The following is a 20515-nucleotide window of genomic DNA, read 5'->3' on the forward strand; positions in this document are numbered from 1 at the left end:
TTTCCGTTGTTGTTTTGGTTGATTATTTGTTGGTAGAGTAAAAACTAGCCGACAGAGCCTTCCATCTCATAACTAATCAACCGATTCAACTCAACCGCATATTCCATCGGTAATTCTTTCGTAAATGGTTCAACAAAGCCCATAACAATCATTTCTGTCGCTTCGGCTTCAGACAAGCCGCGACTCATTAGATAATATAATTGTTCTTCAGAAATTTTTGAAACTTTGGCTTCGTGTTCTAAGGACACTTGGCTGTTATGGATTTCATTAAACGGAATCGTATCTGATTTTGATTTTTCGTCCATGATAATCGTATCGCATTCGATGTGGGAAATCGAGCCTGCGCTGTCTTTTCCAAAAGTCACTTGGCCACGGTAGTTAACTTCGCCGCCGTCTTTAGCAATTGATTTTGAAACAATTGAGCTAGAGGTATTCGGCGCATTGTGAATCATTTTGGCCCCAGTATCTTGGATTTGGTTAGCGCCAGCAAAGGCAATCGATAACATCGTGCCACGGGCACCTTTGCCATCTAAGTAAACGCTTGGGTATTTCATGGTTGTTTTAGCTCCTAAGTTCCCATCAATCCATTCGACAGTGGCACCTTCGTAAGCTTTAGCACGTTTGGTTACTAAGTTGTAGACGTTATCTGACCAGTTTTGAATAGTGGTATAACGACAATAAGCATCTTTTCTAGTGAAAATTTCTACGATGGCCGCATGCAAGCTGTTACTTGAATACGTGGGTGCCGTACAACCTTCAACATAGTGAACGCTGGCCCCTTCATCGACAATAATCAAGGTCCGTTCAAATTGGCCGGTATTTTCAGCGTTGATTCGGAAATATGTTTGTAATGGTACATCAACTCGAACGCCTTTTGGTACATAAATAAAGGTTCCACCTGACCAAACAGCTGAGTTTAAAGCGGCCAGTTTATTATCTGTTGGCGGCACAAGTTTTGAAAAATACTCTTTGAATAAGTCAGGATATTCTTTTAAAGCAGAGTCAGTATCTGTAAAAATGATGCCTAATTTTTCAAATTCTTCTTTCATGTTATGGTAAACAACTTCTGATTCATATTGAGCAGAAGCCCCAGCTAGATAAGCACGCTCAGCTTCGGGAATCCCAATTTTTTCAAAGGTTTCTTTGATTTTATCAGGTACATCATCCCAATCGCGTGCAGGTTTGTCACTCGGTTTTTGGTAATATTTAATTTTACTAAAGTCAATATCTGACAGGTCTGGACCCCATTCTTGCATGGGCATTTTATTGAATTGTTCTAACGATTTTAAACGGAAGTCAAGCATCCATTCTGGTTCGCCTTTCACGCGAGAAATTTCGCGAACGACGTCTTCTGTTAGGCCGTCTCCGGTACTAAAGACTGGTTCCACATCGTCGTGAAAGCCAAATTTATATTCTTCTAATTCAGGTACTGTACTCAATTCGTCGTCACCCTTTCTTTATTTTTCACAATGTAAATGACCAGCTTCGCCTTGGCCGTTATTAGCAACAGCCTGCTCTAAGGCTTTCCAAGCCAGGGTTGCACATTTGATCCGAGCTGGAAATTTAGCTACGCCGCTTAACATTGCTGCATCGCCTAATTTTTCATCTTCGGCCACTTCATTTCCTTGAACAAGTTGAGAGAAATCCTCTGCTAAGGCCGTTGCTTCGGCGATTGTTTTTCCTAAGACCGCATCAGTCATCATACTAGCACTTGCGGTACTGATGGAACAGCCACTTCCTTGAAAGGCGATATCTTTAATCACACCGTCTTCAATGGCCACATCCAGTTCAATCACATCTCCACAAGTAGGATTATTCAGTTCAATTGTTTGGCTAGACGCATCTAGCGTTCCGTGGTGATGTGGGTGGCTAGAATGGTCCAAAATGACTTGGCGATATAAGTTATCTAATTTAGAAAGTGCCATGCTGGAAAAACTCCTTTGTCGCTTTAATCGCTTCAACTAAGCGATCTGCGTCTTCTTTGGTATTGTATAAATAAAAACTTGCCCGTGCGGTTGCTGGCACGCTCAAATAGTTTAATAACGGTTGCGCGCAATGGTGACCCGCTCTGACAGCGACCCCTTCCATATCTAACGCCGTAGCCACATCATGTGGATGTAAACCTTCAATATTAAAAGCAATCACACCTGTGTGGTCTTTTGGATTCTGTGGACCATAAATCGTCAAGCCCTCGATAGCTTGCAACTTCGGCAAAACATAGTGAACAAGGGCTGCTTCATGTTGATGAATGGCCTCCAAACCAATTTCTGTTAAATAATCAATGGCGGCACCTAAGGCAATTGCCCCAGCAATATTAGGTGTGCCAGCTTCAAATTTCCATGGAAGCTCTTTCCAAGTACTTTCTTGAAGATGAACAAAGTCAATCATTTCGCCACCAAATTCCACAGGTTCCATTTGTTCCAATAAATGACGTTTGCCATAAAGGACACCAATTCCAGTTGGTCCACACATTTTGTGACCACTAAATGCATAAAAATCAGCATCGATGGCTTGAACGTCCACAGGCATATGAGGAACTGCTTGCGCGCCGTCTACCACCATCACAGCGCCATTTTGATGAGCTAATTGTGTTAATTCTTCGATTGGATTAATGACCCCTAACACATTTGAAACATGAGCAATCGAAACAATTTTCGTTTTTTCTGTAATTTGTTGACGTGCACTTGCCATGTCTAAAAAGCCGTCTTCAGTGACGTCTATATACTTCAAAATGGCTCCTGTACGTTGGGCTAATTGTTGCCAGGGAATAATGTTTGAATGATGTTCCATGTAAGATATGACGATTTCATCCCCGGCTGTAACTGCCAAGTCACCATAACTTTTGGCAATCCAATTCAAACTGGTTGTTGTTCCTCGTGTAAATAAAACTTCCGCTGTTTCTTTGGCATGGATAAATTGGCGAACCTTTTCGCGGGAGGCTTCATAGTCCTTCGTTGCTCGTTCGGCTAACGTGTGCACCCCACGGTGAACATTGGCATTATCGGTTTCATAATAATGTCGTAAAACATCTAACACCTCCGTTGGTTTTTGGGTTGTCGCAGCATTGTCTAAATAAACTAGCGGTTCATCATTAACTTCTTGAAATAAAATAGGGAACGATTGACGAATGGTTGCTGCATCCATCATGCGTTTAACTTCCCTTCAATTACTTCTACAAATTCATTTTGTACTTCTTTAACTGGAATTGCTGTAATGACAGAACCTAGGAAGCCACGAATCACCAAACGTTCCGCTTCTTCTTTACGCAAGCCGCGGCTCATTAAATAATACATTTCTTCTGGATCTACTCGACCAACGCTGGCTGCGTGTCCGGCAGTCACTTCATTTTCATCAATTAAAAGAATTGGATTGGCATCACCACGAGCTTTATCAGACAGCATTAAAACACGACTTTCTTGCTGTGCGTCGGCTCCTTTTGCTCCTTTTAAAATGTGGCCAATTCCGTTAAACGTTAAAGTACCACGTTCACGAATAACTCCATGTTGTAAAATATGACCAATTGAATGTGGCGCTTTATTTGTCACTCGTGTGTCGATGCCTTGTGTTTGTTTACCTGCACTAATTGCAACAACTTTAACTTCTGAATGAGCGCCTTCGCCAACTAAATCAGAATCAAAATCAGCCACAACATCGCCATCATTCATGACGCCTAGAGCCCAATCAACAGAGGCATCCCGCATAATATAGCCACGACGATTCATATAAGTCGTTACAGTTTGCCCTAATTGATCCACGGCTGAGTATTTAACTTTTGCGCCATCTTTCGCAATCACTTCCACAACAATATTTCCAGAAGCTTTCTCTGCGTGATGACCAGTGGATTGAAAACGTTCTAAATAACTGAATTCACTATGATTATCTGCAACGATTAAAACATGTTTAAAGAAAGGTTGGTTGCTATCTGAATCCTGAATAAACAAAGATTCAATGGGCTCTTCAATCACTACGTTTTTAGGAACGTATAAGAAAACGCCACTATTCATGAAAGCTGCATGAGCTGCTGTCAGCTTATCTTCTTCTGGTAATACGGCTTTAGTCATATAGTATTCTTTAACTAATTCTGGGTGCTCTTGTAAAGCAGTAAAAATGTCTGTAAAAATTACCCCTTGTTCCGCTAATGAGGCTGGCAATTGCTCAAAAGCATGAAAAGATCCTTGTTGAACAATTAAAGGATTGTCTTTCATTTGATCAAAACTTGCGACATTTCCTTCAGAAGGCACATAACTTTCCATGTGAACATTTAATAAAGGCCAACGATGAAATTTCACACGATCAATATGTGGTAACTCACTTTCGTCAGCGTTTTTTAAAGCCGTTGTTCGCAATTCAGTCATCCAAGCTGGTTCTTCATGTTCTAGTGAAAAAGCGGTGACTTCGTCAAGATAATCCATTAGATTTACTTTTTTCATTTATCTTGTCCTCCTTACGCTTCTTCTTTGTAATCAATACCTAATTCTTGGCTGATACCAGCATAGCCTTCTGTTTCTAAACGTTTTGCCAAGTCAGCCCCACCGGTTTTCACAACGCGGCCTTCCATCATGATATGAACAACATCTGGCGTGATATAGTTCAATAAGCGTTGATAATGGGTAATAATTAACGCACCAAAGTTCTCGCCGCGCATTTCATTAACCCCTTTAGAAACTACTTTTAACGCATCGATATCTAAGCCTGAATCAATTTCATCTAAAATGGCAAACGTTGGCTCTAACATCAATAATTGTAAAATTTCATTTCGTTTTTTCTCGCCGCCAGAAAAACCTTCGTTTAAGTAACGCTCAGCCATTTCTTCAGGCATATTTAATAATTCCATTTTGCTATCTAATTTTTTTAAGAACTGCATGACTGACATTTTGTTGTCTTCGTCACGTTTTGCATTGATTGCTGCACGCATGAATTCAGCGTTGGTAATCCCTGGAATTTCACTTGGGTATTGCATTGCTAAGAATAAGCCTAAGCGAGCGCGTTCGTCTACTTCTAAATCTAAAACGTTGACGCCGTCAAATAGAATTTCTCCTTCTGTGACTTCATAGTTAGGATTTCCCATAATTGCTGCTGATAAAGTAGATTTACCAGTTCCATTAGGTCCCATAATTGCATGGATTTCTCCAGTATTAATTGTTAAATCGACCCCTTTTAGAATCTTTTTATCTTCAATTGATACGTGTAAATTTTTGATTTCTAACACAGACATGTACAATTCCCTCCAACTTGTTTTAATCGTTTTTCCGTTCTCACTCATTTTAGCCTAATTGAGAATGAATCGCAAATTACAATTGCTAAAAATAACAACTCTTATCATCAAATTTTAGGATTCAATTTGTGAAGGAAAATTTTAAAAGGCTGATATTTCAAAGTTTCTCTATATTTTTAAGTGATCCTCTCTACACAAAGAAAAAAATTCTGGTAGAATAAAAAAATTTATTAAAGAAAGCGTTTTCTTAAATAATTACTTTAGAATGACTTTCGCAAAGAGGGCTTTGAGATACGCCTTCCTCATCTATACAAAAAAATCCAGAGCATTTGCTTCTCTGGATTCAATAATTTTTATTAGTGATTGGTTTTATACTTCTAAAAGTTCTTGTTCTTTTTCAGCAGTAATTGCATCGATATTTTTGATGCTATCATCTGTTAATTTTTGAACATCTTTTTCAAATGAACGTAATTCATCTTCAGTGATGTCGCCATTTTTTTGAGCTTTTTTTAATTCATCCATTGCATCACGACGAACGTTACGGACAGCAATTTTTGAGTTTTCCGCTTCTTTTTTCACGTCTTTGGCTAATTCTTTCCGACGTTCTTCCGTTAATTGTGGAATCACTAAACGGATGACATTTCCATCATTGGTTGGGCTAATGCCGATATCACTCATTTGAATAGCTTTTTCAATGTCAGCGATAGAATTTTTGTCAAACGGTGTAATCATTAATACACGAGCTTCTGGGATATTGATACTTGCTAATTGGTTAACTGGTGTTGGTGCACCATAATATTCTACTTGAATACGGTCTAATAGACTTGCGTTCGCACGACCAGCACGAATTTGACCTAATTCACGGCGTAAGCTTTCTTCCGCTTTTGTCATTTTTTCTTTGGCTGTTGCTAAAACTTCTTTAGACATTCTTTATTTCCCCCTTACAGTTGTTCCGATATTTTCACCAAGGATGGCACGACGGATATTTCCTGCTTCATTTAGGTTAAAGACAACTAAAGGAATATCGTTATCCATACTTAATGAGCTTGCTGTTGAATCCATTACTTGTAGCCCTTTAGAAATAACATCTAAATGTGTTAGTTCTTCAAATTTTGTCGCTGTTTCATCCACACGTGGATCCGCAGAATAAACACCATCAACATTGTTCTTCGCCATTAAGATGACGTCCGCATCTACTTCTGCAGCTCGTAACGCAGCCGTTGTATCTGTCGAGAAGTAAGGATTTCCTGTTCCTCCGGCAAAAATAACAACGCGGCCTTTTTCTAAATGACGTTCTGCACGACGACGAATGTATGGTTCTGCAATTTGACGCATTTCAATTGATGTTTGAACACGTGTAGGCACACCAAGATTTTCTAATGTATCTTGCAATGCTAAGGCATTCATCACAGTAGCTAACATGCCCATATAATCAGCTTGTGCACGTTCCATGCCCATTTGAGCACCAATTTGTCCACGCCAGATGTTTCCGCCGCCAACCACGATGGCCATTTCGATACCTAATTCATGGACCTCTTTAATTTCTTGGACGATTTCTTTAATGACTGGTGGTTTAATGCCAAAACCGTCTTCTCCGGCTAGCGCTTCTCCACTTAACTTTAATACGACACGTTGATACTTAGGTTTAACCATCATAATTCCCTCCAAGATTCTCTAAAAATCATTCAATTCCTCATTTAGATGACTTTTCACCAAAATGATTTTTTAGACCAAGCAGTGCGATCCACTGGTTTTGCCTAAAAAAAGGGAGCGCATATCAAAGTTATGCGTTCCCAAATGGCTGAAAGACTGCCTTGAATCAAGCAGTAATCAAATTATGCAGCTTCCTTTGGGGATCGCTGTCTGTTTAGATACTTATGATTCACGGCTTTTCAACCGAGCGTTTGATGCTCTTAGTTTTTCATTTGGCTCATTACTTCATCCGCAAAGTTATCTTCACGTTTTTCGATACCTTCGCCAACTTCAAAACGTACGAATGATTTCACTTCGCCGCCTTTAGAAGCAACAAATTTTTCGACAGTCATATCTGGATCTTTAACAAATGGTTGGTCAACCAAAGCGATTTCTGCTTTAAATTTTTGTAGACGACCAACAACCATTTTTTCAACGATATTTGCTGGTTTACCTTCGTTTAATGCTTGTTCAGTTAACACAGCTTTTTCGTGTTCTAATTCTTCTTGAGGAATTTGAGATTCGTTGACATAGCGAGGGTTGATTGCCGCGATGTGCATAGCAACATCTTTCGCTACTTCTTCGTCAGTTGTGCCATCGATAACTGTTAATACAGCAATACGGCCACCCATGTGTAAGTAAGCGCCAAATGCAGCATTGTCAGCTTTTTCGACAACTTCAAAACGACGGAAGCTGATTTTTTCACCGATAACAGTTGTTGCTTCGATTAAATCAGATTCGATTGTGCCTTTTTCAGTTTTAATAGCCATTGCTTCTTCCATCGTAGCTGGTTTGTTTTCAGCAACTTTAGTCGCAATATCTTTAACTAAATCTTGGAACATTTCGTTTTTAGAAACGAAGTCAGTTTCTGAGTTTACTTCAACGATTGCTGCAACGTTACCTACAGTTGCTACGTTTGCTAAACCTTCAGCCGCAATGCGGTCATTTTTCTTCGCTGCTTTAGCCATACCATTTTCACGTAAAAAGTCTACGGCTTTTTCCATGTCGCCTTCTACTTTTACTAATGCTTTTTTAGCGTCCATCATTCCAACGCCAGTCATATCGCGTAATTCTTTTACCATTTTAGCTGTAACGTCTGCCATTATTTGTGTCCTCCTCGGATATTATCAATTCTTTTAAAAAAAGCTATCTCAAAGGAGAATCAGGCTTTTTGTCGCCTAGCCTTTGAGACAGCTCCGTAATCATTATTATTCAGCTGATTCGTTATTTCCTTCAACAACATCAACGATTTCTTCGATTGAAGTTGCTTCTGGTGTTTCTTCAACGAATAACTCTTCAGTTGCTTGGTCTTCCCCTTGGTTACCTTCGATGAAAGCGTCAGCCATTTTAGCAGTGATTAATTTCACGGCGCGGATTGCATCATCATTTGAAGGGATTACAACATCGATCTCATCAGGATCACAGTTTGTATCAACCATTGCAACGATTGGAATGTTTAATTTGTGTGCTTCTTGAACAGCAATGCGTTCTTTACGTGGGTCAACGATGTACATTACATCTGGAATTCTTGGCATATCAGCGATACCACCTAAGAATTTTTCTAAACGTTCACGTTCTTTGTTTAAGCCAGCAACTTCTTTCTTAGGTAAAACTTCGAAAGTGCCGTCTTCTTCCATTGCATTGATTTTTTTCAAGCGAGCAATACGTTTTTGGATTGTATCCCAGTTAGTTAACGTACCACCTAACCAGCGATGGTTTACATAGTATTGACCAGCGCGGATTGCTTCATCTTTGATTGCTTCTTGTGCTTGTTTTTTAGTTCCTACGAATAAAGCAACGCCGCCTTCTTCTGCAACGTTTTTCATGTAATCGTAAGCTGCATCTACTAATTTCACTGTTTTTTGTAAGTCAATGATGTAGATACCGTTTCTTTCTGTGAAGATATATTTCTTCATTTTTGGGTTCCAGCGACGAGTTTGGTGACCAAAGTGTACGCCGGCTTCTAGTAATTGTTTCATAGAAATTACTGCCATGTTGTGTTTCCTCCAGTTTGGTTTTTATTTTCCTCTTCTTTTCGTCAACTCCTTGAAGAACTACCGTAGTAGCACCACTTCGCAGATGGAAAAGAATGTGGATTTCGTGTGTGAAAATCACACCTTTAACAGTATAAGATATTTTCAGAAAAATAGCAAGCCTTAAAACTAGAAATGTCGCTCCTACTGCGCTTGCCAAACAAGATGACATTCTTCGTTTCCCGTTTCATCGATGGTTCGCTTTTGTTGGACAAAGCCTTGTTTTTGATAAAAGGCATAAGCTGCTTGATTTTTCCTGTAAACAGCCAAAGATAAGAGGTCCTGTTCTTCTTTTGCTACTTGCAGTAATTTCTGACCGATGCCCTTCCCTTGAAACGCTTTTTTTATAAAAATTCCTGCGATATAGTTATCCATTAAGCCTAAAAACCCAATTATCTGACCCTCTTCTTCCGCTAAGATCAGTGTTGCTTTTGGCAACGCAGCGCGGACAAATGCCTTATTTTCTTGCCAATAAGTTGGTGCGACAAATGGATGAGCTTCTAGATTCGTTTGCAGCCAAATAGCCATAATGGTTTCTAATTCTTTTTCTGTTAACTGGGTTGTCTTTTTGATAGTCAGCATTTTTTGACACTCGTTTCTGTTATTGATTATTTTCAAAATAAAACATTAACACGCCCGCTGCGATAGCGACATTCAATGATTCTGCTTGACCTTTCATTGGAATATAAAGATTTTTCGTGGTTTCTGCTAACAATTCTGGCGAAACCCCGCTACCTTCATTGCCTAAAATCAACGCATAATTTTCCACTGCCTCTTGTTCATAATAAGCAATCGCAGCTTCATTTAGTTCTGTACCGAAAACTGGTAGACCTTGCTTCTTGAATGCCTGAACCACTTCAGTCAACTCTCGTTGGAGAACTGGTAAATGATAGTGGCTTCCCTGCATTGAGCGCAACACTTTTGTATTGTAAATATCTGCTGTGCCCTTACCTAAAATCACGCCTGCTAAACCCGCTGCATCAGCTGTGCGAATCATCGTACCAACATTACCAGGGTCTTGGATATTATCTAAAAGTAACCAACCACCTTTAAAAGAAAGCGACTGCTCTTGTTGCGTTTCCAAGGTGACAATTGCCAAAATTCCTTGTGAAGTTGGCAGCTCCGACAAGCTATTTAAAACCTCATCACTAACAAAAATTAATTTTTCTGTTTCTTGTTCAGCTAACCAAGTTCCCCATTCTTGTTGACCTCTTTGGTTAAACAAAATCCACTGGACATCGGCATTGGCCTTCACAGCTTCTTCAACTAAATGAAATCCTTCTATTATATATTGGTTCAGTTCTTCTCGGTACTTCTTTTTGTGTAATTTTTTCCATTCTTTTAATTGGTTATTTTTCGTTGATGTAATTTCTTTCATAAGTCACCTCGCCTTTGTATTATAGCATGCTTCTAGCTTGCTTGGATACTTGCTAGAACCAAGAAAAATCGCTATCATAAAGAAAAAAGCAAAGGAAGTGTCTCTCATGGAAAAACTAAGAATGAATGTACAAGGACGTGTCCAAGGTGTTGGCTTCCGCTACATGACAAAAATGGTGGCAGATCAATTAGGTGTCACTGGTTCGGTGAAGAACGAAGACGACGGGTCCGTTTCAATCACAGCAATTGCACCTGAAGACATAATGGAAACATTTATCAAAAAAATCAAAGATTCCCCCAGTCCAGCGGGACGTGTAACGTATGTTGATATTCAAGAAGACCCTTTGTTAGAAGAAACGGAACAATTTAAAGTGATTCAATAAACTTACTTTCTAACGATTGATTTCTTTGGGAAGAAGCCTTGAACAGCAAGTAGTTCCTGCTTTTTATTGATTTTTGTAAGAGCTTCTTTTCGATTTTGATTGAAAAAGAGCGCTGTTTCAAGTATAGTTAACCATGTAAAAATTTTTTAGAAAAGGACCGAATTACATGCGTAAATTAAACCGATGGCTTTACGGCTCTGGCTTACTATTTTTAGTAATGTTTTTATCAGGCTGTGTGAAAACAGGAGCAGATGGACAACCAACTGGTGAAGGTTTTGTCTATAACTTCCTTGTTTTACCGATGAGTAATGCAATTACTTATCTTGTCGATAACTTTAATTGGAACTATGGTTGGGCGATTATTTTTATCACCATTATTGTACGGATCATTATTTTACCGTTAGGCTTACATCAATCGAAAAAAAGCTTTATCCAAACGGAAAAAATGCAAGCAATCAAACCCCAAGTGGATGTTGCACAAGCAAAAATGAAACAAGCAAGTACGCGTGAAGAACAAATGGCCGCACAAGCAGAACTACAAAAGATTTATAAAGAAAACAATGTGAGTATGGTTGGCGGAATTGGTTGTTTGCCTTTATTAATTCAAATGCCTATTTTCTCTTCTCTGTTCTTTGCTGCTCGTTATACAAAAGGTATTGCCACGGCAAGCTTTTTAGGAATGAATTTAGGGCAACCAAATATGATTTTAGTGGCATTAGCTGGTTTAGCCTATTTAGCTCAAGGTTATATTTCAATGATTGGTATTCCTGAAGAACAAAAGAAAACAATGAAATCAATGCTGATTGTTTCACCATTAATGATTGTTTTCATGTCCTTTAGCTCACCTGCAGGCGTAGCGCTTTACTGGGTAGTTGGTGGTATTTTCACATGTATTCAATCTGCCATCACAAATATCCTCTTACGTCCAAGAATTAAAAAACAAGTACAAGAAGAATTGAAAAATAACCCACCAAAACAAGTGGTTACTCCTATCAAGGATGTGACACCAAAAGAAACAAACAAAGTAACGCAAAAAACGAACCAACCAAAAGCAAACGGCAATAAAGGTCGCAATGCTGGAAAACAAAAACGTAAATAAAAAAAGGATCGCCTCTAAACGGCGATCCTTTTTTTACTTCAATTCTTTCCCAGTCATCTCTTCAATAGTTCGAATAGACTTTGGACCAAAGCCATGCAACGAAAGTAACGCTTTTCGGCCTCGTGCGTAGAGTTCATCCACACTGTCGATTTTTTCATTCGTTAGCGCACGAACAGCTGGCTTTGATAATTGTGTTAAAATTTGTTCAAACGTTGTTTCTAGCATGCTGTCGGTTCCTCCTTAGCGGTCGAAAAGCAGCGCTTTTTATTTTACAATTAATAAATCTAAGCTAGCAATTGATAACGCCATTTTAGCAATTTGCATTAATTGTTTTAATCGGTTTTGTTTGACTTTTTCATCCTCAACCATAACCATCGTTTCATTGAAGTACGCATCAATTAACGGACGTAGATTTACTAGTGCTTCATAGTTTTCTGCAATCGTGCGTGTCGCAAATGCTTCAGATAAATCGTTAACTGCTTGATACAGTTCTTTTTCTGCCTTATTTTCAAACAGACTTGGATCAATCCCTTCTTCAGTATCACCTAAAAGTTCTTGACCTTTTTTCGCTAAATTAATAACACGCGTTAAGGCTTCCATTGATGGTTTAAAATCTTGATCTTCAAAACGGCTTTTTAAAATATTCGCTGAAGCAAATAATTTCGATAAATCGGCTTGCTCAGCAGACACCACTGCATCGATAATGTCATGGCGAACATTTTTCGTCATTAATAATTGACGTAAGCGAGCTTTCACAAATTCAACGACTTCTGCTTGTCCTTCGTTTAGTAAAACGCCATATTTCTCAACATCTTGATTCACTGCTTCATCAACTTCTGTTTGTAATTGAACTAATGGGAAGGTCCAGCCTTTATCTTCAATAATTCGTATAACGCCATAGGTTTGACGACGAAGTGCATAAGGATCGTTAGAACCTGTTGGAATCATACCAACTGAGAAGAATGAAAAGACGCTGTCAAGCTTATCGGCTAAGGCTAAAACAGCCCCGATTGCTGTTTCTGGCAATTCACCTTCACTGGAAGTTGGTAGATAATGTTCTCGAATCGCCGTTGCTACGGCTGGTTTTTCGCCTTGCAATAAGGCATATTTTTCTCCCATAATTCCTTGTAATTCTGGGAATTCACCAACCATATTTGTTACTAAGTCAAATTTATAAATTTCAGAGGCACGTTTTAAATCTTCCAATTCCTCCTCAGATAAACCAACTTTTCTACCAATGATTTGTGCAATTAAAGCAACCCGTTGCATTTTTTCATAAATTGAACCAATCTTTTCATGGAAAGTCACATTTTTTAGTTTTTCAACACATGCTTCAATCGTTAATTTTTTATCTTCATTGTAAAAGAATTCTGCATCTTCTAAACGAGCAATTAACACTTTTTCATTTCCTTTAATCACGTTTTCAAGGTGAACATTATCCCCATTGCGAACAGCGATAAAATGCGGCATTAATAAGCCTTGGTCGTTACGAACGTCAAAATAACGTTGGTGTTCTTTCATAGAAGTCACTAATACTTCATCTGGAACAGATAAATATTTTTCATCAAAACTACCTACAAATGCAGTTGGATATTCCACTAAATTCGTAACTTCTTCCAATAACTCTTCATCTAAAGCTAACTGCCAATTTTTTTCTGCAGCGAGAGCGTTCGCTTGATCAACAATCATTTGTTTCCGTTCATTCGGTTGAACCACTACAAATTGTTCTTTTAATTTTGCTTCATATTCATTAGCATGTTGGAACGTCACATCGTCTCCCAAGAAACGGTGGCCACGAGAAGTTTGCCCTGTTGTCACGTCTAACACTTTGAAAGGAATTACTTCATCATCAAGTAGTGCCACAATCCAGTGAATTGGACGAATATATTCGAAATCATAGTTTGCCCAGTGCATTGTTACCGGGAAAGTTAGACTTGTAATCACGTCATTTAATTTTGTTAATACCTCTTTGGCACTTTGGCCTTTGGTAAACTTCGTCACATAGACATATTCGACACCATTTAATTCTTTGAAAACAATGTCCTCAGTTGTAACTCCTTGGCCGCGTACAAAACCTTGTGCAGCTTTTGACCAATTTCCTTCAGCATCTAAAGCAATCTTTTTCGCTGGACCTTTTACTTCTTCTTCAACATCCGCTTGTTTTTCAGGAATCGCAGTTACTTTCACGGCTAAGCGACGAGGTGTGGCAAAGGATTGCACTGTTTCATAATCTAAATGATGTTCATCTAAAAATTTGATTACTTTTTCTTCAAGTTGGATACGGCTTGGTGTGACAACATGTGCGGGCATTTCTTCTAAGCCAATTTCTAATAATAAATCTTTTGCCATGTTATTCTGCCTCCTTGGATACGTGTTGGTCTTTATTTAATAATGGGAACCCTAATTTTTCACGTTCAGCCACAAAAATTTTCGCTACGGAACGAGCCATATTCCGAATGCGGGCTAAATATCCTGCACGTTCCGTTACAGAGACAGCACCGCGAGCATCTAATAAATTGAATGTATGGCTACATTTTAAAATATAATCATAGGCTGGATGAACTAAGCTTTCTTCAATACAGCGTTTAGCTTCTTTTTCAAATTTGTCAAAGTTTTCTAAAAGCATTTCTTGGTTACTAATTTCAAAGGAATATTTTGAATGTTCATATTCAGGTTGAACAAAAATTTCACCATATTTAACGCCTTGTGTCCATTCTAAATCATAGACACTTTCGACTTCTTGGATATATGATGCCAAGCGTTCTAACCCGTAAGTAATTTCAGAAGTGACAGGATGACATTGTAAGCCGCCGACTTGTTGGAAATACGTAAATTGGGTAATTTCCATGCCATCTAACCAAACTTCCCAACCTAAACCAGCACAGCCCATTGAAGGATTTTCCCAGTTATCTTCTACAAAACGAATGTCATGTTCTAATGGATCAATTCCTAATAATTTCAAACTTTCTAGATAAAGTTCTTGGATATTTTCAGGAGAAGGCTTCATTACAACTTGGAATTGATGATGTTGGTATAGACGGTTCGGATTTTCGCCATAGCGTCCATCAGCTGGACGACGAGAAGGTTCTACGTAGGCAGCATTCCATGGTTCAGGTCCAATGGCACGTAAAAACGTGTAAGGACTCATGGTGCCGGCTCCCTTTTCTGTATCATAGGCTTGCATTAACATACAGCCATTAGATGACCAAAATTTTTGCAAGGTTAAAATCATTTCTTGTACGGTTAACTTGTTTTTCATTGTTTTCCTCCTTGGAATATTTTTTATAGACATAGGGATTGGCTTTGCTTCGGGAATGTAAATTTAAAAAGGGCTACAGAGAAACAATTTTGTAGAATGGGATAATTTTTATGCTGTTATAACGTTCCACATTTACTCCATGTTTTTGGCTAAGCAGTTTGTTTTAACACAGAGGAGACAACGTTCCCTTTGGTCACCTTGTGCTGTTCCACATCTACTCCATGTTTTTGGCTAAGCAGTTTGTTTTAACATAGAGGAAACAACGTTCCCTTTGGTCACCTTGTACTGTTCATCATCTACTCTGTCGCTTTTGCGCCAATCGTAGTGATTCACAGCAAAAAGTCCCTATGCCTATTAATAGACATAGGGACGAATAATTATCGCGGTTCCACCCTACTTCCGATGTGTTCATCGGCAGCTTCGTTTGTCGTACTCCAAAGTGCCTTTCAAAAGTTCCGTGTTTCTGGCTCCCACTCTCCCAGATTCGCTTAACAGAGGGTTCTTTTTACTTCTCTTTTTCTTCGTACGTATTTAACTTCTCTATCATAATACGGTGTCTGAGGGAAGTTGTCAAATTTTTTTTAGAAAAACGTCTGCTTGTTTATGTTTATTTTTCTTCCTTCTTTCGTGGTGGAATTTTTAACGTATTTTCCCACGTTTTCATTTGATCAATAAATTTTTTGCTTTTTAAGTGCAACCCGACATATTCATCGTATAACATATCAATCGTTTCTCGAATACTTTTCTTAGTTTCTTCTTTTACTTGAATGTTTTGGACTTTTTCATAGGAGACTTGCGAAAATAAGCGAATAAAATGAATTGCTCTAGGATCTGCATGGTAGCGCTGTTCATCTAAATGCCAATGTTTTTCACAAAGCACACCGCTATACTTTGAAGAGTAGTCAAATTTCCCTTGTGTTTCGCCACAAGCCACACAATGATGCCATTCTGGTCGTACACCAAACCGTTCTAACAATTGAATTTCAAAAATATTTGTAATGATTTCCGGATCTTTTTGCTCATTTAAAGCGGATAATGCCATGTGGGTAAATTGAAATAAGTTCGGATCATAGTGCTGATCTTCAATTGCTGCATCGACTAAGTTTAAAATATATGTTCCATATGCGTTAATAAATATGTCTTGTTGAATGTTTCGAAAAGGTTGAACTTCTTTGCTGCTATTGAGAAAAGATAAGCCTTCTTCTCTAAAATTTCCGATGTAGACGGCTTCTGTAAATGGCAGAATCGCTGGCATAAGAGGATTATTTTTTCGATGCGCGCCTTTCACAAAAAACATCAATTTTCCATAGGATTCTGTAAAAATTTTGACGAGTTTATCCTTCTCTTTAAAATCCTTCGTAAATAAAATAATGCCTTTGGTCTCCCCTAATGCCATTCAATTCACTTCCATTTCTTATGTAAATTAGTGTAGTGTTTGGAAAGTTCGTTTATACACTCACTTCCCAAACACTACTTTCTTAATATTCTTCTTTGCGATAACCAAAATCTTGTAAATAGATTTTTTTGTCACGCCAGTCTTTTTGGACTTTTACCCACAGCTCCAAATACACTTTGTCATCTAATAAATATTCAATATCTTGACGCGCCTTGGTACCAATTTGTTTCAGCATTTTTCCGCCTTTGCCAATGATGATGCCTTTTTGACTGTCCCGTTCTACAATAATGGTTGCTTGGACATGGACTTTATCGTTTTCATCCCGTTTCATTGAGTCCACAACGACAGCGACAGAATGAGGAATCTCATCTCTTGTTAAAAGTAACACCTTTTCACGAATTAATTCAGAAACGATAAAATATTCTGGATGATCCGTAATTTGGTCATCAGGGAAATATTGTGGTCCTTCTGGCATTTGCTCAACGAGAACATCCATTAAATGCTCAAAATTATTTCCTTCAGTGGCAGAAATGGGAATAATTTCTTTAAAGTCCATTTGTTTCGAATAGTCTTCAATAATACTCAATAAATCATCTGGATGGACTTTGTCAATTTTATTAATAATCAAGTAGACTGGACTATTATTATTTTTCAATCGTTCAATAATAAAGTCGTCACCTTTCCCGCGTTTTTGATCAGCACTTACCATAAATAAAGTAGCATCTACTTCACGCATCGCATTATAGGCACTTTCCACCATGAAATCGCCTAAGCGGTGTTTAGGTTTGTGAATCCCTGGAGTATCGATAAAAACAATTTGTGCTTCAGGAATTGTATAAATTCCTTGAATCTTATTACGAGTTGTTTGTGCTTTGTCACTCATAATTGCAATTTTTTGGCCGACAATTCGATTTAACAATGTTGATTTTCCAACATTTGGTCTGCCGACAATGGCTACGAAACCAGATTTATGTTCAGTTGTCATTGTATTTCTCCTTTTATTTCCACATTTGAATGATTTGTAAAATTTTTGGTACAAATAGAATTAGTCCTACTAGCACTGCGAAACCGGCTGTTAATAAAACAGCTCCTGCGGCCATGTCTTTAACCTTTTTTCCGATTGGATGAAAGTGAAAATCCGTAAACATATCTACGACATTTTCAAAAATTGTGTTGATAATTTCTGCCAACCAGACAAGAAAAACGGCCAATAACAACCACAGCCATTCAGCAAGTGTTAAAGAAAACAAGAAACCAAACACAATGGCCGTGACACCAAACGCCACATGTTTGCGCATATTACGTTCTTCTCGAAAAACTGTTTTGATTCCTTGCCAGGCAAATTCTAATGAATTAATAAAATGTTTATTCTTTCCTGTTTGCTCATCTTTTAAGGCCATACGCATCTAAAATCTCTTTCTGTAAACCAAACATTTCTTTTTCATCTTCAGGTTCCATATGATCGTACCCATTCAAATGTAAAAAGCCATGTACTGCCAAAAAGCCCATTTCTCGTTCCAATGTGTGCCCATATTCAACTGCTTGTTCTGCTGCTCGCTCTGTTGAAATAATTAAATCACCTAGATTCCGTGGTAGCTCTGCCAACTCTTCATCATCAAAAATAATTGGCAATTCGTCTTCCCCTTCATCCTCTAAAGCAAAACTGATGACATCTGTAGGCATATCTTTGCCCCGATAGTCACGATTAATCACTTGGATACCTGCGTTATCTGTAAAAGTCACCGACATCTCCGTATCTTCGGCAATTTCTAGAAAACCCGCTGCAAATTGCAGCAAGTTTTCGATTTCTTTGATTTCTTCTGTTGGTACTTTCTCGGTTTCATCAATGAAAGTAATATCCATTAGTCATCTCTCTTTTCTTGTTCATCTTTCATTTCTTCTGCTTCAGCTTTCATTTTTGGATACTTAATCCGTGAATGGAAGGTACTGCACAATCCATTAATTAATGATTTTTCAATGATGCGAATCTCTTTCATCGTTAACCCACATTCATCTAATTGGCCATCTGAAATTCTGTCTTGAATCACATTATGCACAAAGGCTTGAATTTTTTCGTTGGTGGGATGGTCCATCGCCCGCACAGCAGCCTCACAAGTATCAGCAATACTCACAATCCCTGCTTCTCGTGTTTGTGGACGTGGTCCAGGATAACGGAAGTCGGATTCTTTAATTTCAGGATTGCGTTCTTTTGCTTTCACATAGAAAAATTTCATCAATGTTGTGCCATGATGTTGACGACAAATGTCAATCACCATTTGAGGCATATTGTACTCTTCTAAAATTTTGGCACCATCAATTACGTGGCCAAAAATAATTTGTTTACTATCTTCTGGTAATAAAAAGTTATGTGGATTTTCTGCACCAGCAGGTAAGTTTTCCACAAAGAAATTGGCGTGTTTAATTTTGCCAATGTCATGGTAATAACAAGCAACTCGTGTTAATAGCGACCGCCCGCCAATCTCAGCAACAGCGTTAGCACTCAAACTAGCCACCATCATGCTATGATGATAGGTACCTGGCGCTTCTTCTAACAGTTGTTTTAACAACGGATGGTTCGGATTACTTAATTCATTCAAGACAATCATACTATCATCGGTCACTAATAATTCGATATATGGATGCAAGCCCATTGTTGCTAAAAATGAAAGTACCGTTCCTGCACTTGCACAAATTAAAGCTGTCCACGTTTTACCATCTGTTAAACTCATCCCTTGATAAATCATTAAGACAACCGCCATGAAAACAGGAAAGACCACTACCCACATTAAAGCTGGGAAAACTTGCTCACTCATCCGTTTCCGTTTAACAACTGTTGCTAGAAATCCTGAGAATAAGTACATAATCAGAATAACCGTCAACGAGTTTGTACCAATAGAATTATAAAAGATAAATAACGCAAAAACGACTTGGAAAATGGCAGCGATTATCCCTGAACGACGATTCACAAAATGATTTAGAATCAGCGGTGCAAAGGCTGCTGGATAGAACAAGGGAATATACATCAACTGCTCTGTTTGGAAAATCTGGAAGAATTTCATTAAAATAACACTGATTAGCATAGCACCCGTGTAAAAGATAATAAACGAGCGTTGTCGCGAAGGCTCAGTCACTTGTTTTGTAAAGAAAATCAACACTTCAACTTGAAGTAAAATAGCTAATGCTAATGCCACCATCGGAAAAATAGAGGTATTTTGACTAGTCATTCCTAGTAACTCAAGTTTTTCGACCGCTTTTGCATCAATTTGAGTACCTTCACGAACAATAATTTCGCCTTGATAAATCATTGCGGGTTGAACAGCATTCATCGCTTTTTGGCGTAGCTCTTCTGTTCGTTTTTCATTGGCAATATCGTTTACCACAATCCCTTGGTTAACAATGTAACGAATGACTTGTTGCATGGTACTCGTAATGTCTAAGTATTGAATTTTACCGTTAGCTTCTTGGCGAATTTTATCCAAATCAGATTCTCGAACGTGATTTTGCATCGCATCATCCACCAACATCAAACTTTCTGAACGAACCTTATCTAATTGCTCAGAGGTTAATGTAAAGATTGTTTGATAAAAAACATTAGGAAAACTTTGATAAAACGTAACTTCATCTTGCGGTAAAGATTCAAACAATGATTTTAAGCTAGCCACTCGTTCTTCCACGGTCGGCGCAGGAATCGTTTCTTCCTTTTTGGCCTTCGCTTGCTTATTGCTGTACTCTTTGTCTACTTTTTCATTCGCAGAATCAATCAATTTAAATAATTTATCAATACGATTATGTTGGACAGATGCCGTATCTTCTTGATAAATATATTCGGGGGTGACAGCTTCTGCTGCCAATTTTTTTCTTTGTTCTGTTTCGTAGGTATTCTCGATATTTTTATTTGCACGAATGGTTTTCTCGGCCAGTTGACCTTCTTTAATTTCTACTCTTTTCTGATGGACACTGCCAAACATAATCATAAATAAAAGAAGAGAAAAAACGGCTAATAAAATAGGTAAATAGGCTTTACCTAAACGATCCCCTAACTTTGTAAGTACTTTTTTCAA

21 protein-coding genes are annotated in these 20515 nt (G+C 38.3%); 2 read left to right on the forward strand and 19 right to left on the reverse strand.

Translation table 11 applies throughout. The features are described from left to right. Positions 1 to 44 precede the first annotated feature (44 nt). The 11 genes from sufB to IGL36_RS09430 all read right to left on the reverse strand — a co-directional run bounded on the left by sufB (position 45) and on the right by IGL36_RS09430 (position 10318). Entirely contained in the window at positions 45 to 1439 is a 1395-nt protein-coding gene (gene sufB, locus IGL36_RS09380; RefSeq protein WP_002356769.1) for a Fe-S cluster assembly protein SufB, read from the reverse strand. A gap of 18 nt (positions 1440 to 1457) precedes the next feature. Continuing rightward, positions 1458 to 1925, reverse strand: coding sequence for a Fe-S cluster assembly sulfur transfer protein SufU (gene sufU / locus IGL36_RS09385; protein WP_002356768.1), 468 nt, complete (start codon positions 1923 to 1925; stop codon positions 1458 to 1460). Beyond that, positions 1912 to 3147: a cysteine desulfurase gene (locus IGL36_RS09390; RefSeq protein WP_002398034.1), complete on the reverse strand. Its 1236-nt coding sequence runs from the start codon at positions 3145 to 3147 to the stop codon at positions 1912 to 1914. Before IGL36_RS09390 ends, sufU begins: the two co-directional genes overlap by 14 nt. Next, entirely contained in the window at positions 3144 to 4430 is a 1287-nt protein-coding gene (gene sufD / locus IGL36_RS09395; protein ID WP_002368983.1) for a Fe-S cluster assembly protein SufD, read from the reverse strand. The genes IGL36_RS09390 and sufD overlap by 4 nt, the downstream gene beginning before the upstream one ends. Before the next feature lie 14 nt (positions 4431 to 4444). Next, complete coding sequence (gene sufC / locus IGL36_RS09400) at positions 4445 to 5215, reverse strand: Fe-S cluster assembly ATPase SufC (protein WP_002356763.1); 771 nt, start codon at positions 5213 to 5215, stop codon at positions 4445 to 4447. A gap of 369 nt (positions 5216 to 5584) precedes the next feature. Continuing rightward, the gene (gene frr / locus IGL36_RS09405) at positions 5585 to 6142 is read right to left on the reverse strand and encodes a ribosome recycling factor (protein ID WP_002376737.1); all 558 of its coding nucleotides are present in this window, start codon (positions 6140 to 6142) and stop codon (positions 5585 to 5587) included. Positions 6143 to 6145: 3 nt separating this feature from the next. Continuing rightward, complete coding sequence (gene pyrH, locus IGL36_RS09410; protein ID WP_002356761.1) at positions 6146 to 6868, reverse strand: UMP kinase; 723 nt, start codon at positions 6866 to 6868, stop codon at positions 6146 to 6148. A gap of 260 nt (positions 6869 to 7128) precedes the next feature. Continuing rightward, complete coding sequence (gene tsf, locus IGL36_RS09415) at positions 7129 to 8010, reverse strand: translation elongation factor Ts (RefSeq protein WP_002356760.1); 882 nt, start codon at positions 8008 to 8010, stop codon at positions 7129 to 7131. Between the two features lie 105 nt (positions 8011 to 8115). Further along, positions 8116 to 8901, reverse strand: a complete 786-nt coding sequence (gene rpsB, locus IGL36_RS09420) for a 30S ribosomal protein S2 (RefSeq protein WP_002356759.1) — start codon at positions 8899 to 8901, stop codon at positions 8116 to 8118. 183 nt (positions 8902 to 9084) lie between these two features. Beyond that, a complete protein-coding gene (locus IGL36_RS09425) occupies positions 9085 to 9522 on the reverse strand; it encodes a GNAT family N-acetyltransferase (protein ID WP_002367049.1) in 438 nt (145 codons plus the stop codon). A 19-nt stretch (positions 9523 to 9541) separates the two neighbouring features. Further along, the gene (locus IGL36_RS09430) at positions 9542 to 10318 is read right to left on the reverse strand and encodes a TrmH family RNA methyltransferase (RefSeq protein WP_002356757.1); all 777 of its coding nucleotides are present in this window, start codon (positions 10316 to 10318) and stop codon (positions 9542 to 9544) included. A 106-nt stretch (positions 10319 to 10424) separates the two neighbouring features. Between IGL36_RS09430 and IGL36_RS09435 the strand changes: the two genes are divergently transcribed. Continuing rightward, positions 10425 to 10700, forward strand: coding sequence for an acylphosphatase (locus IGL36_RS09435; RefSeq protein WP_002356756.1), 276 nt, complete (start codon positions 10425 to 10427; stop codon positions 10698 to 10700). A gap of 166 nt (positions 10701 to 10866) precedes the next feature. Further along, positions 10867 to 11799, forward strand: coding sequence for a membrane protein insertase YidC (gene yidC, locus IGL36_RS09440; protein ID WP_002356755.1), 933 nt, complete (start codon positions 10867 to 10869; stop codon positions 11797 to 11799). A 33-nt stretch (positions 11800 to 11832) separates the two neighbouring features. Here the strand turns inward: yidC and IGL36_RS09445 are convergent, their stop codons facing one another. From IGL36_RS09445 to IGL36_RS09480, 8 genes are all read right to left on the reverse strand, one after another. Next, positions 11833 to 12024 carry a DNA-directed RNA polymerase subunit alpha C-terminal domain-containing protein gene (locus IGL36_RS09445; RefSeq protein ID WP_002356753.1) on the reverse strand — a complete coding sequence of 64 codons (192 nt, stop codon included), beginning with the start codon at positions 12022 to 12024 and terminating at the stop codon, positions 11833 to 11835. Between the two features lie 39 nt (positions 12025 to 12063). Then, entirely contained in the window at positions 12064 to 14148 is a 2085-nt protein-coding gene (gene glyS, locus IGL36_RS09450; RefSeq protein ID WP_002376733.1) for a glycine--tRNA ligase subunit beta, read from the reverse strand. Position 14149: 1 nt separating this feature from the next. Further along, positions 14150 to 15058, reverse strand: coding sequence for a glycine--tRNA ligase subunit alpha (gene glyQ / locus IGL36_RS09455; protein ID WP_010706545.1), 909 nt, complete (start codon positions 15056 to 15058; stop codon positions 14150 to 14152). 607 nt (positions 15059 to 15665) lie between these two features. Beyond that, entirely contained in the window at positions 15666 to 16454 is a 789-nt protein-coding gene (gene recO, locus IGL36_RS09460; protein WP_002398033.1) for a DNA repair protein RecO, read from the reverse strand. An 82-nt stretch (positions 16455 to 16536) separates the two neighbouring features. Further along, positions 16537 to 17439: a GTPase Era gene (gene era, locus IGL36_RS09465; RefSeq protein ID WP_002359745.1), complete on the reverse strand. Its 903-nt coding sequence runs from the start codon at positions 17437 to 17439 to the stop codon at positions 16537 to 16539. Between the two features lie 13 nt (positions 17440 to 17452). Beyond that, complete coding sequence (locus tag IGL36_RS09470) at positions 17453 to 17854, reverse strand: diacylglycerol kinase family protein (protein ID WP_002382764.1); 402 nt, start codon at positions 17852 to 17854, stop codon at positions 17453 to 17455. After that, positions 17838 to 18317 carry an rRNA maturation RNase YbeY gene (gene ybeY / locus IGL36_RS09475; RefSeq protein ID WP_002356745.1) on the reverse strand — a complete coding sequence of 160 codons (480 nt, stop codon included), beginning with the start codon at positions 18315 to 18317 and terminating at the stop codon, positions 17838 to 17840. Before ybeY ends, IGL36_RS09470 begins: the two co-directional genes overlap by 17 nt. Beyond that, positions 18317 to 20515, reverse strand: coding sequence for an HD family phosphohydrolase (locus IGL36_RS09480; RefSeq protein WP_002356744.1), 2199 nt, complete (start codon positions 20513 to 20515; stop codon positions 18317 to 18319). Before IGL36_RS09480 ends, ybeY begins: the two co-directional genes overlap by 1 nt.

Source organism: Enterococcus sp. AZ011, from assembly GCF_050548355.1.
GTDB lineage: Bacteria > Bacillota > Bacilli > Lactobacillales > Enterococcaceae > Enterococcus > Enterococcus faecalis.